Here is a 12,032-nt window from a genome sequence, read left to right as displayed (position 1 = left end):
GTGGTCAACCTTTGAACCCCAGCCTTCGGAGAGCGTTCCATGTCTGACCGTTATATCGACTTCGCCAACTCAAGCCTCGGCCATCGCCTGGTCGCCGCCATTGGCCTGCCGTCACCGGTACGCCTGGAACGCTGGCAAGCCGGGCGCCTGCGCCCGGTCGAAGGTGCGCTGCTGCTGGGCGGTGGCGCATTGGCTACCCAGGTGCTGGCATTTGCCAACCGACTCACCGACGCCGTCTACAGCTACGGCGCCGAAGCCTCGACAGCGCCCGCGTGGATTCCAGGACACGGCCCCAAGCTCAAGGCGGTGGTGTTCGATGCCAGCGGTTTGCAGCACACCGACCAGCTCAAGCAGCTGCGCGAATTCTTCCAACCACTGCTTAAAAACCTCGACCACAGTGCCCACTTGGTGATCCTTGGCCGGGCGCCGGAAAGCCTCAGCGATCCGTTCGCCGCCAGCGCCCAGCGCGCCCTGGAAGGGTTCAGCCGCTCTTTGGCCAAAGAGTTGCGCAGCGGTGGCGTGCTGCAATTGCTGTACGTGGGCGACGGTGCCGAAGGCCAGTTGGAGGGCGCGCTGCGGTTTTTTCTCTCGCCCAAAAGCGCTTATATATCGGGCCAGGTGATTCGCCTGTCAGCTTGCGACACACCGGTGCAAGACTGGACGCGCCCCTTGGCCGGGCGCAAGGCGTTGGTTACCGGCGCCGCTCGAGGCATCGGTGCCTCCATCGCCGAAACCCTGGCCCGCGACGGCGCCGAGGTCATTCTGCTCGATGTGCCCCAGGCCAAGGCCGACCTTGAAGCCCTGGCCGCACGCCTGAATGCACGCACGGTGGCCCTGGATATCTGCGCCGAAGATGCCGCACGCCAACTGATCGAGCACCTGCCAGACGGGCTCGACATCCTGGTGCACAACGCTGGCATCACCCGCGACAAAACCCTGGCCAACATGACCCCGGAATACTGGGACGCAGTGCTGGCGGTCAACCTCAAGGCTGCGCAAGTGCTGACCAAGGCCCTGCTCGACAGCGGCACCCTGCAGGACAATGCACGGGTGGTGTTGCTGGCTTCCATCAGTGGCATCGCCGGCAATCGTGGGCAAACCAACTATGCCGCAAGTAAGGCCGGGTTGATCGGCCTGGCTCAAGCCTGGGCGCCGCTGTTGAAGGAGCGTGGGATCAGCATCAACGCCGTCGCGCCAGGGTTTATCGAAACCCAGATGACCGCGCATATTCCCTTCGCCCTGCGCGAGGCCGGGCGCCGCATGAGTTCCCTGGGCCAAGGTGGCTTGCCCCAGGACGTGGCCGAAGCCGTCGCCTGGCTGAGCCAGCCGGGTTCCGGCGCGGTCAGCGGGCAAGCGCTGCGGGTGTGTGGGCAAAGTCTTCTGGGAGCGTAAGCATGCAATGGCAAACGTTGGACAGCACCCCGCCCCTACTGCCGCTGTATTGGCGTGCGGCGCTCAAGCGCAAGATCACCGGCAGCTCACTGCCCGAACGTGGGTTGCGCTGCCGGATGAATATCAACCCCAGCGCCGTTGCCGCGTACCGCAAGGTGTGCGGTTTTGCTGACAGCCCGATGCTGCCGGCGACTTATCCGCATATCCTCGCGTTCGGCCTGCAACTGCAACTGCTGACGGACAAGAGCTTTCCGTTTCCGTTGCTGGGGTTGATCCACCTGCGCAATCGCATCCGTATTCATCGCCCGTTGGGTGGCGTGGGTGACGTGAGTGTCGGTGTCTACGCACGCAATCTCAGCACCCATCCCAAGGGGGCCACCTTTGACATCGTGACGGTTGTCGAGGATGCCCTTGGGCTCTTGTGGGAGGGCGAAAGCCAAATGCTATGTCGGGGCGTAAAGGTTGAAGGCGAGGCGGCGGACAGCGGATCGCAGACTCCAGGAACGCTCACCGAACTGACGCGCTGGAAAGCCCCCCCTGATATTGGCCGACGCTACGCCCGAGTGTCTGGCGACTACAACCCCATCCACCTCAGTACCCCGACCGCGAAGTTGTTCGGTTTTCCCCAGGCCATCGCCCACGGGTTATGGAACAAGGCGCGCACCCTCGCGGCGCTGGCAGAACACTTGCCGGCCGCCAATATTGAAATCGACGTCGCGTTCATGAAGCCGGTGCGCCTGCCCAGTGAAGTGATATTGATGAGCAGCGCGGCCGGCTCCAGCGGGGCGTTGGAACTCAAAGGCGCTGGGGATATACAACATATGCTGGGGCAGTGGCAGCCGACTGCCTGAAAACCCTGATTAATTGTATATATACACCCTAAGTTATAGCGGACCTTACGAGGTCCGTCTTTATTTACAACACTTTGATTTTACTAATATAAAAATCCTGAAACACCCTTCCATTACACCTTTGGTATTAGTCATTAAGCCGACGATGGCCGGATGTATATAAATCGTTAATACCAAGTTGAGCATTGCGTGAAAGAGTGCCCTCGCCTGAGATAGCCACACGGACAAACCTATCGTTATCCAAAGAAGTAACGAAGGTTTGAAACAACCAAGGTTGTACCAGGTGCAAGGAACTCAATCATGAAAACTCAAGTCGTGTTTTGGAAAGCAAGTACCGCGCTGGCCCTGATTCTGGCAATGAGCCTGGGCGGCTGCAGCAGCGGTGGTGGCGGGCATAAATCCAGCGTGGCGGCGTCATCGCCGGATGCAGGTGCAGGTGCAGGTGCCGGAGGCGGTACTGGTGGCGGTGATGGCGGTACAGGCGGTGGTACCGGTGGTGGCACAGGCGGCGTTGACGGCGGTACTGGCGGCGGAACCGGCGGTGGCACGGGCGGTGGTGACGGCGGAACTGGCGGTGGCACTGGCGGCGGCACCGGCGGCGGTACTGGCGGCGGTACTGGCGGTGGCACCGGCGGCGGTACTGGCGGCGGCACCGGCGGCGGCACTGGCGGCGGCACTGGCGGCGGCACCGGCGGCGGCACTGGCGGCGGCACCGGCGGCGGCACCGGCGGCGGTACTGGCGGCGGCACCGGTTCGACAACCACCCCACTGGTCACCGGCCAGATTGCCGGCACCCTTGGCACCACTGTGGGCAATGTCGGTACAGCGGTCGGTAACCTGGGTTCGACGTTGAATGGCGTACCCATCGTCGGCGCAACCGCTGGCGGCCTGGTCACCTCGGCAGGCACCGCTGTTAACAGCATCGGCACAGGTGTGACCACCGGCTTGGGCTCACTGGGCACCAACACCAACTCCCTGGGCACTACGGTGGCAGGCGTAGGTAATGGCGTGGCCGACCTGGGCGGCGGCCTCTCGACCACCGGCCAAACACTGTCAACCACTCTCGGCGGAATACCTGTGGTCGGCGGCGCGACAGGCGGAGTGGGTACTGCGGTAGGTGGCGTCGTGGATAAGGTCGGCACCACCGTCACCATGCTCGGCGATACCCTAAGTACGGCCAGCACCACCGGCCCGCTGGGTTCGTTGACCAACACCTTGGGCAGCAAAGTCGTGGTGCCTGTGGTGTCGCTGGTGGAAAACACCACCGGCAACCTGGGTAACGCAACCGGCCTGGGCACTCCACTCAATGGCGTACTGGATAAGGTCGGCTCGACCGTCACCAGCTTGGGTACTCAAGTCGCCAGCACGGGCGGCACGGGCAACCCGGTCACCAGCGTTGTCGGCACCGTGCTCACTGGCGTCGGTGGCACCCTGGATAAATCAGGTGGTTATGTCGCCCCAACCGGTGGCACCTCGGCTCCCGGCATTCCGGAACTGGTGGGTGGCCTGGTGGCTAACGTGGGTACCGGCCTGAACGTGGGCAATACCAACGGCACAGTCAGTGCAGCGGGTGTGACCGGTGGTGCAGTAGGCGGCACCGTTGCGTCGCTGGGCACTGTGCTGGGTGGCACAGGTGTAGCAAACACCGCAGCCACCGCACCGGTCGCCACCGTAGCGGCCAATGTCGGCGCAGCGCTCAACCCTGTGACCAGCGGCGTCACCAACCTGACCCAAACCATCGGCACCACGACCGGTGTGGGTGTTCCGGTCAATGGTTTGGTCACTCAAGTCGGCGGCGCTGTGAGCAGCGTGGGCACTAACTTGACGGCAGCCAATGCCAACCCGATCACCAACGCGGTAGGCACCACCGTCACAGCGGTCGGCGGCACCGTCGCCTCGGTGGGTGGCCTGGTAACCGGCGGCGCGACTGGCGGCACCAGCGGTGGTTTGCTCGGCGGCCTGAATATCGGCACCACCGCCACAGCAACCGGCACTGCCACCACCACGGGCGGCACTACGGCCACAGGCGGTCTGGGCGGTTTGTTGAATGGCCTGACCGGCAAATAGAAATGCACCTGGCCGATTAGACGGCCTCCCCTACAGCGCCTACGCTTGGTTGAGACGAGAGACCTTTAATAAGTCTCTCGTCTTTTTTATGGGCAGCGACACCTGTGATCAGTCGCCGCCCTCCCGAACCGAGTCCCAGAACCCGGCGGGCCCGAAGCGCTGCTGCAGTTGACCATGGAGTGTCCTATGCGCGTGTTGACCCCGTTGTTATTGCTCACCCTCAGTGCTTACGCCCAGGCCGAGACCCTTCCCAGCTTTCTTAACAGCAACGACACTGTCCGCACCCTGCCGGTACCCAACCTGCCCGCGGACGCCTACCGACCACCCACGTCGAAAACCCAAGTACCCGAGGCGCCGCCGACTGCAGGCCAGCCGCTGTTGATGGACACCAAGGTCACTATTCGAAAGTTGCAGATCGAAGGCGGAACGGTCTACCCGCTCGCCGAGACGGCGCAGGTGTATGCGCCGTTGATTGGACGTGAAACCAACCTTGCGCAACTGATTGAAGCGACCCGTGGCATCACCCGCCGTTATCAGGAGGATGGCTACCTGCTGTCCTACGCCTTCCTGCCGCAACAGAACTTCGAAAATGGCCTGGTCCGCGTGGTACTGGTGGAAGGCTACATCAAGGACTATCAACAAACCGGCGACATTGGTTCGGTGTCGGCCTACGTCGATAAACTCGCGCAAAAGCTCCTGGCCGAACGCCCACTGACTCGCAAGACCTTCGAGCGCTATACCACGCTGATGAGCCGCATCCCCGGCCTCAGCGTACAAGCGCAAGTACCGCCGCCAGGCACCACCGATGGCGCCACGCACATGCAGATCCAGGCCAGCCGCAAACCTTTCACCACCAGCATGAGCCTGGTGCAGAAAAGCCGTGGCGGCACGCAAGCGTTGCTGAGCGCCACCAGCAATTCCCAGACGTCCATGGGCGAGCAGCTCAGCATCAGCGGCCTGTTCCCACCCGGCGAGGACAAAGAGCATTACTACCGCGTGGACTACAACCAATTCATCAATGCCGAAGGCACCCAACTGGCGCTCGCCGCCGAGCGCTATCGCGCCGACCCCAGCAGCAGCGTGCAACTGGACGGCGGTTTCGAACTCAAGCCGCACCAGTCCATCGACCGCTACTCCATCGGCCTGAGCCACCCGTTCATTGCCTCCCCGACCGAGTCCTTCACCCTGGGCACACGCCTGTACGCGGTCGACCAGACTACGCGCTATAAACTGGTGGGTTACCCGCTGCGTTTCGACATCGAATCCAACCTGCGCGCCCTGGCCTTCGAAGGTGATTGGCGCAAAGCCGACGCGCGACGCCTACGCATCATCAGCGGTGGCCTGTACCAGGGCATCGATGGTCTGGGCGCCAAGGCCCGCAGTGACCTGGACGTGGCTAAACCCGACCTCGACTTCTTCCGCCTGCGCCTCTCCGGCGTGCAAAGTGACAAGTTCTTCGACAACTGGCAAGGCGTACTTTCCGGCGCGCTGTACTGGAGCAACAACACCCTGCCCGACAGCGAACGCGCCACCTTCGGGGGGCAAAATTTCGGCCGCGGCTACCCGGACGACCAAGGCTCGGGCGACAAGGGCTGGGGGGTGGCGTACGAGGTCAACTACAGCTTCAACCGCGCCGGCAACTGGGTGAAAATCCTGCAACCCTACGTAGTGGTCGATCGCGCCAAATCCTGGTTCAACGACCTGCCGGTCAAGGCCAACGACATGTCGTCGGCGGCGGTAGGTTTACGCTTTGGCGACAACAAGTATTACAACATCGCGCTGGAAGCGGCCAAGCCAATGTCGGATATCGCCCTGGACAGCTTCAATCGCAGGCCTCGGTATACGCTGAGCTTCAGTTATCAACTGTGACGAGGGCACCTGTAATCAATGTGGGAGCGGGCTTGCCTGCGATGGCACTCTTCGGGTCGACCCTACAATTGGGTTGGAATGAGTACATATCTCGGTTACCTGCCATACCGCCTTCGCGAGCAACCCCGCTCCCACAGTTGGGTTTCGGAGTGTCAGGCAGTTAGTCGTTGACTGTTCGGCCATCATCGCAGGCAAGCCAGCTCCCACATTTAATAAGCGGTGCAGGCCCGTTACCGACCAGGTGTAGAGAGGGGAAACAGGCTGTTGAGGGTATCGAGCAAGCGCACCAGGTAGATCGGCTTGCGAAACAAGTCCAGCACCTGCAAGCGCAGCATATCGCTGACATCGTCCATTTCTGCATGGCCAGACATCACGATCACAGGCAAATGCGAGCGTGAGGTATGTTCGCGCAGGCGCTTGATCAAGGAGATACCACTTTCCTCGGGCATGCGCAGATCGGTGATGACCAGGGCGATATCAGGGTGAAGTGTCAATTCTTGCAAGGCGAAGGTGACGGAGGTCGCGGTGAAACAGACGAACCCCTCGTTTTCGAGGGATTCGGCCAACTCCACCAGCGCATCCTCCTCGTCGTCCACCAATAGGATTTGTTGGCGGGATGACGAAGGGTGGGTCATGGGCGGTACCTGATAAAAAGAATCACCGGAACGAAAGAATACCGCAATGACGGCTAAGTCGCCGCTGGCAGCGCATCGGACACTTGCTCGAAGATGCCTTTTATCTTATCGCCAAGCCCAGTACCAATACCGACGATCACCAACGCAACTATCGCGACGATAATCACATATTCAATAGCCGACGCCCCATCTCTGCGGCGCAGGAATAACTGAGCGTGAACATAAAATTTCAAGAACAGGTCAAGGATCATGTTGAGATCTCCTTCATGCGCCACAAAGCGCCGATACAGCTGGCCCGCACAATGATTGCCGTGTGCCACTAGAGCATTGTCAACAAATTTAACACTCACAACTGTAAGAATGAATTAATCATAAAGTATTAGTGGCTCCATGCGCCCTGCAAGTCCGTTGTTTAAGGGCCCGATGCTAAAAACATCGATAAATTTTTCGTTCGGTAATGGCATTTCGTCCTAGCTGAGCTACCTTCAAATAGCCAAATCGTTAGTTGTTCATCACAGCCCAGTTGCGAATTTAACTCGTTTGGATTAACGGGAATAAAAGTAGTGCAACAGGATAGGGAGCGCCGTCATGAACAGTCGCATCAGCATGGTCCTGGCTGGCTTGCTGCTTATCGGAGCCCTGGTGGCAGGGTATTGGGGCCTGGTGCTCAGCCGTCCACCGGCACCTGCCGTAGCACCCTCGCCACAACCTGTCATTTCCGTGGGAAAAACCGTTGCAGTCGTGGAAGACCAGACCCGCCAGCCCGTCGTGGTACTGGTGCACGCGGTTGCGCCTTTTGTGCCCCTCACCGCTGCCGATGTAGCCGTGGAAAAACTGCGCACCGTGCCGGCAGGCAGCCTGACCAGCGTTGACCAGGCCATCGGTCGTACGCCTTTGCGGGCCCTGGGTGCCGGCACCTGGCTCAATGATGAAAGCTTCACCGCCGGCGGCCCCCTGGCCCGCATGATTCGTGCGGATGAACGCGCGCTCGCCGTCGCCGTCGACGAGGTCATCGGTGCCGGTGGCCAGTTGAGCCCCGGCGACTACGTGGATGTCTTGTTGTTCTTGCGCCAGGACAATGCCAATGCCGAGCAATCGGCGCAGGTGGTCATCCCGGCGATTCGCCTGCTCAGCGTCGGCGACCAACTGGGTTTGGCCAACGACGGCAGCCCGGCAGTACCGCCACCCGCCACCGCCGAAGAACGCGCCCAGGCGGCTCAACGTCGCACCGCCGCGCGCAGTGTGGTGCTGGCGGTGCCCGAACAATTGCTGAGTCGGTTGATGCTCGCTTCCCAAGCCGGCACGCTGCGCCTGGCCGTGCGCAGTGCCGACGAACAATTGCTCAGCCGCTACTGGGCCGGTGAAAGCGACACCCCGGACAAGGTGCAAAGCGCCAACCGCGACCTCTACCAATTCACCCAATTGGCCCTCAGCGGCCCGCCGAAAAAAATCACCCCTGCGGTGGCCGTCACCGGCCAGCGTCGGGGTATCGAAGTGATTCGCGGCGCGGCGGCAGCACAACCTACCCCCTGATTGAACAAGGATGCCTTGAATGAGCCAACGCTACGCTCAATTGGCCTTGGCCTTGATGCTGCCGTGCCTGCCCCTGGGCATGGCGATGGGCGCATCGGGCAGCTGCAACGCCCTGGGCCAATTGCCCGCCGTGATCGAGGTAGGCGAAGGCTTGCAGACCGAGCTGCAGTCGCCGGTAGCGATTACGCGCCTGGCTATCGGCGACCCGAAAATTGCCGATGTGCGGGTCAACGGCGACCGCCATTTCCTGCTCACTGGCGTCGGCAGCGGCGCTACCAGCCTGATGGTGTGGACCGGCTGCTCGACCACGCCGCGCCAGAGCATGGTGTTCGTCAAGGGCAAGGCTACTTCGGCGCTGACCAGCCAATCGCTGTCGCCCTCCGAAGACCCGACGCTACCCAGCCAGGTGCAGACCGATATTCGCTTCGTCGAGGTCAGCCGCACCAAGCTCAAGGAAGCCAGCACCAAGATCCTGGGCATGGGTAAAAACTTCTTCCTCGGCAGCCCCGACTTGCTGTCCCCGTCAGAGGGCATTTTCAAATTGCCGGTGAGTGCCGACAACTTCAACATCGGGTTTGGCGGTGGCCGGGTCAAGGCACTGATCAACGCCCTGGAAAGCAGCGGTTTCGCCTATACCCTGGCGCGCCCGAGCCTGGTGGCCATGAGCGGCCAGAGCGCGACCTTCCTGGCCGGCGGCGAAGTGCCGATTCCGGTGCCCAGTGCCGGCAGCGATACCATCACCATCGAATACAAGGAGTTCGGTATTCGCCTGACCCTCACGCCCACGGTCATCGACCACAACCGCATCGCCCTGAAAGTCGCCCCGGAAGTCAGCGAGCTGGATTACAGCAACGCGATCCGAATCCAGAATATCCAGGTGCCGGCCCTGACCGTCCGGCGCACCGACACCAGTGTGTCACTGGCCGACGGTGAAAGCTTTGTGATCAGCGGCCTGATCAGCAGCACCAACCGCTCCACCATCGCCAAGCTCCCGGGCCTGGGCGATATCCCGATCCTTGGTGCGTTTTTCCGCGACTCCAATATCCAGAGCGAAGAGAAAGAACTGCTGATGATTGTCACGCCGCATCTGGTCCAGCCACTGGCTGCCAATGCGCAGTTGCCGTCGCTGCCCGGCGAAAAACTGCGCACCTATGACCCGAACTGGTTCCGCCTGTTCTTCCTGGAAAACGGCAACTTCGACCGTCGCAGTGGACTTTCCCAATGAGCGATAGCCTGAGCCAGACCTTCCTGGCAATCACCCGTAACAGCACCGACCTGGAATGGCTCCAGGGTGCCCTGGCCCCTCTTGGCCAAGTGATCAACGTGGGCGGCGGCAGCCTGGATGAATTGCTGGCACTGGTGGACGTGACCTTCGCCAACCTGGTGTTCGTGGGCCTGGACCGCGAGCACCTGGTAGCCCAGAGCGCCTTGATCGAAGGCGCCCTGGAAGCCAAGCCGATGTTGGCGGTGGTGGCCTTGGGCGACGGCATGGACAACCAGTTGGTACTCAACGCCATGCGTGCCGGCGCTCGGGATTTTGTCGCCTATGGTTCACGCTCCAGCGAAGTGGCCGGGCTGGTGCGGCGCCTGAGCAAGCGCTTGCCGCCCAGCGCGCCGAACGCCCATCTGGGCGGCCTCACCGTGCTTTACGGTGCCCAGGGCAATACCGATGGCGCCCTGCTGGCGAGCCACCTGGCGATGGTGGTGCAAAAGAGCGGCCAGCAGACGCTGATGCTCGACCTCGGCCTGCCCAGGGGCGACAGCCTGGCGCTGCTGGGCCTGGACAGCACCTTCAATTTCGGCGACGCCTTGCGCCACCTGCGACGCCTGGACGCCACCCTGATCAACAGCGCGTTCACCAGCACCGACGACGGCCTGCGGATCCTCGCCTACGCCGCCAGCGATGACCCGTTGGAAATGACCAGCGCCGCCGAGCTGTACATGCTGCTCAGCGCCTTGCGTCAGCACTTCCAGCACATCGTGGTCAACCTCACCGGGCAAGCGGACAGCGAAGCCCTGCGCACCTTTGTCAGCCACTGCGACAAGCTGTTGTGGTGCACCGACCAGTGCGTACTCGACTGTCGGCGTAACCTGGCGATGCTGAACCTGTGGCGCGAGAAAGGCATGAAACTCGACCATGCCAAGCTGCTGGTCGATCGCTACGTCAAAGGCTGTGCCCCCGGCACCGAAGCCCTGGAAAAAAGCTTCGGCCTGGAGTGCATCGCCGTGCTGCCCCTGAGCCCCGAAGTGCGCCTGAACGCCAAGAACCAGGGGCAAAGCCTGTTCACCCTGGCCCCCCGCGAAGCGTTGACCCAAGCCCTGCGCCACCTGGGCGAGCGCCTGGCCAAACGCACCGAAGGCCTGGATAAACCTTCGACGCGCTGGTTCGAACGCCTTCTGGGAGCGAGTCGATGAACGGCGAAAAACTCTTCGGCGCTCCGGCCCGTGGAAGTACCGCGCACAACGACCACGACGGCCTGAAACTGGTGCTGCATCGCTACATCATCGATGCCATCGAAGAGTCGGGCCAGAACCTGCTGGAAGGCTCGCGCCAATCCCTGGCGCAATTTGTCATCGACAAAGTGGCCGAATACATCACGCGCATGCACCTGGCGATCTCGCGCTATGAGATGGAGCGCCTGGCCGAGGAAATCGTCGATGAGCTGACCGGCTTCGGCCCGCTGGAAGTGCTGCTGCGCGATGTGTCGATCACCGAGATCCTGGTCAACGGCCCGCACAGGGTGTTTATCGAGCGTGACGGAGTACTCCACCAGAGCGACCTGCGCTTTATCGACGCGCACCATGTAGAACGCGTGATGCAGCGCATTCTCGCGCCCCTTGGAAGGCGCCTGGATGAGTCGTCGCCGATGGTCGATGCGCGCTTGCCGGATGGCAGCCGGGTCAATGCGATCATCCCGCCGATTGCCCTGGACGGCCCGTGCCTGTCGATCCGTAAATTTCGCAAGGACATGCTCAAGAGCAGCGACCTGGTGGCGATGCAAACCATCGACCACAACATCTTAGAGTTCTTCCAGGAGGCGGTGGGCAAGCGCTGCAATATCCTGATCAGTGGCGGCACCGGCACCGGCAAGACCACGCTGCTCAATATCCTCAGCCAATTGATCAACCCCCACGAACGCCTGGTCACCATCGAAGACGTCGCCGAGCTGCAACTGGGCCACCCCCACGTGGTGCGCCTGGAAACCCGCCCGCCCAATGCCGAGGGGCATGGCGAGGTCAAGGCCAGCGACCTGATTCGCAACGCCCTGCGGATGCGCCCGGACCGCATCATCCTTGGCGAGATCCGTGGCGTCGAAGTGCTCGACGTGATGACGGCCATGAACACCGGCCATGACGGTTCCATGAGCACCGTGCACGCCAACAATGCCCAGGACGCGTTGCTGCGCCTGGAAACCCTGGTGGGCCTGACCGGTCGGGTGGTGGCGGAGAAAACCCTGCGGCAGATGATCTGTGCCGCACTGGATGTGGTGGTGCAACTGACGCGCCTGCCCGATGGGCACCGTTGCGTCAGCGAGGTGGTGGAAGTGGTGGGGGTGCGCGACGACGTGTATGTCACCAACACCCTGTTCCGCCTCGACCGCCGTACCGGTTTCGGCTTTCTGCGCGAAGCGCTCAACCCGGCCGGCGACAAGCTGCGGCGCGAATCGGCATTGCCGTTGTAGAG

At 62.0% G+C, this 12,032-nt stretch carries 10 protein-coding genes; 8 read left to right on the top strand and 2 right to left on the bottom strand.

Going from position 1 to position 12,032, the window contains the following annotated elements; translation table 11 throughout:
- Positions 1-39: 39 nt before the first annotated feature.
- The 4 genes from ACP7CZ_RS10175 to ACP7CZ_RS10160 all read left to right on the top strand — a co-directional run bounded on the left by ACP7CZ_RS10175 (position 40) and on the right by ACP7CZ_RS10160 (position 6,179).
- Positions 40-1,392: a 3-oxoacyl-ACP reductase gene (locus ACP7CZ_RS10175; protein WP_054896414.1), complete on the top strand. Its 1,353-nt coding sequence runs from the start codon at positions 40-42 to the stop codon at positions 1,390-1,392.
- A 2-nt stretch (positions 1,393-1,394) separates the two neighbouring features.
- The gene (locus tag ACP7CZ_RS10170) at positions 1,395-2,243 is read left to right on the top strand and encodes a MaoC family dehydratase (protein ID WP_294195959.1); all 849 of its coding nucleotides are present in this window, start codon (positions 1,395-1,397) and stop codon (positions 2,241-2,243) included.
- Positions 2,244-2,543: 300 nt separating this feature from the next.
- Positions 2,544-4,310, top strand: coding sequence for a collagen-like triple helix repeat-containing protein (locus ACP7CZ_RS10165; RefSeq protein ID WP_294363444.1), 1,767 nt, complete (start codon positions 2,544-2,546; stop codon positions 4,308-4,310).
- 186 nt (positions 4,311-4,496) lie between these two features.
- Positions 4,497-6,179 carry a ShlB/FhaC/HecB family hemolysin secretion/activation protein gene (locus ACP7CZ_RS10160; RefSeq protein WP_072445967.1) on the top strand — a complete coding sequence of 561 codons (1,683 nt, stop codon included), beginning with the start codon at positions 4,497-4,499 and terminating at the stop codon, positions 6,177-6,179.
- 230 nt (positions 6,180-6,409) lie between these two features.
- Here the strand turns inward: ACP7CZ_RS10160 and ACP7CZ_RS10155 are convergent, their stop codons facing one another.
- Positions 6,410-6,814, bottom strand: coding sequence for a response regulator (locus ACP7CZ_RS10155; protein ID WP_034125891.1), 405 nt, complete (start codon positions 6,812-6,814; stop codon positions 6,410-6,412).
- 53 nt (positions 6,815-6,867) lie between these two features.
- Positions 6,868-7,065, bottom strand: a complete 198-nt coding sequence (locus tag ACP7CZ_RS10150; RefSeq protein WP_034125890.1) for a Flp family type IVb pilin — start codon at positions 7,063-7,065, stop codon at positions 6,868-6,870.
- Between the two features lie 337 nt (positions 7,066-7,402).
- Here ACP7CZ_RS10150 and cpaB point away from each other — a divergent pair, with 337 nt between their 5' ends.
- The 4 genes from cpaB to ACP7CZ_RS10130 are packed head-to-tail and all read left to right on the top strand — an operon-like array spanning position 7,403 to position 12,030.
- Positions 7,403-8,347, top strand: a complete 945-nt coding sequence (gene cpaB, locus ACP7CZ_RS10145; RefSeq protein WP_294150455.1) for a Flp pilus assembly protein CpaB — start codon at positions 7,403-7,405, stop codon at positions 8,345-8,347.
- A gap of 19 nt (positions 8,348-8,366) precedes the next feature.
- Positions 8,367-9,572: a type II and III secretion system protein family protein gene (locus tag ACP7CZ_RS10140; protein ID WP_034125888.1), complete on the top strand. Its 1,206-nt coding sequence runs from the start codon at positions 8,367-8,369 to the stop codon at positions 9,570-9,572.
- Entirely contained in the window at positions 9,569-10,762 is a 1,194-nt protein-coding gene (locus ACP7CZ_RS10135) for an AAA family ATPase (RefSeq protein ID WP_034125887.1), read from the top strand. The genes ACP7CZ_RS10140 and ACP7CZ_RS10135 overlap by 4 nt, the downstream gene beginning before the upstream one ends.
- Entirely contained in the window at positions 10,759-12,030 is a 1,272-nt protein-coding gene (locus ACP7CZ_RS10130) for a CpaF family protein (RefSeq protein ID WP_205548029.1), read from the top strand. Before ACP7CZ_RS10135 ends, ACP7CZ_RS10130 begins: the two co-directional genes overlap by 4 nt.
- Positions 12,031-12,032: the final 2 nt, after the last annotated feature.

This window comes from Pseudomonas sp. DWP2-2 (assembly GCF_049897065.1).
GTDB classification, from domain to species: Bacteria; Pseudomonadota; Gammaproteobacteria; order Pseudomonadales; family Pseudomonadaceae; genus Aquipseudomonas; species Aquipseudomonas paracarnis.
Note: the sequence above shows the minus strand (reverse complement) of the source record. Positions and strands in the feature narration are given on the sequence as shown.

What these genes read in the sequence shown, in the direction of transcription:
- ACP7CZ_RS10175 (WP_054896414.1), top strand. Translation starts at nt 40, where the DNA reads ATGTCTGACCGTTATATCGACTTCGCCAACTCAAGCCTCGGCCATCGC.
- ACP7CZ_RS10170 (WP_294195959.1), top strand. Translation starts at nt 1,395, where the DNA reads ATGCAATGGCAAACGTTGGACAGCACCCCGCCCCTACTGCCGCTGTAT.
- ACP7CZ_RS10165 (WP_294363444.1), top strand. Translation starts at nt 2,544, where the DNA reads ATGAAAACTCAAGTCGTGTTTTGGAAAGCAAGTACCGCGCTGGCCCTG.
- ACP7CZ_RS10160 (WP_072445967.1), top strand. Translation starts at nt 4,497, where the DNA reads ATGCGCGTGTTGACCCCGTTGTTATTGCTCACCCTCAGTGCTTACGCC.
- ACP7CZ_RS10155 (WP_034125891.1), bottom strand. Translation starts at nt 6,814, where the DNA reads ATGACCCACCCTTCGTCATCCCGCCAACAAATCCTATTGGTGGACGAC.
- ACP7CZ_RS10150 (WP_034125890.1), bottom strand. Translation starts at nt 7,065, where the DNA reads ATGATCCTTGACCTGTTCTTGAAATTTTATGTTCACGCTCAGTTATTC.
- cpaB (WP_294150455.1), top strand. Translation starts at nt 7,403, where the DNA reads ATGAACAGTCGCATCAGCATGGTCCTGGCTGGCTTGCTGCTTATCGGA.
- ACP7CZ_RS10140 (WP_034125888.1), top strand. Translation starts at nt 8,367, where the DNA reads ATGAGCCAACGCTACGCTCAATTGGCCTTGGCCTTGATGCTGCCGTGC.
- ACP7CZ_RS10135 (WP_034125887.1), top strand. Translation starts at nt 9,569, where the DNA reads ATGAGCGATAGCCTGAGCCAGACCTTCCTGGCAATCACCCGTAACAGC.
- ACP7CZ_RS10130 (WP_205548029.1), top strand. Translation starts at nt 10,759, where the DNA reads ATGAACGGCGAAAAACTCTTCGGCGCTCCGGCCCGTGGAAGTACCGCG.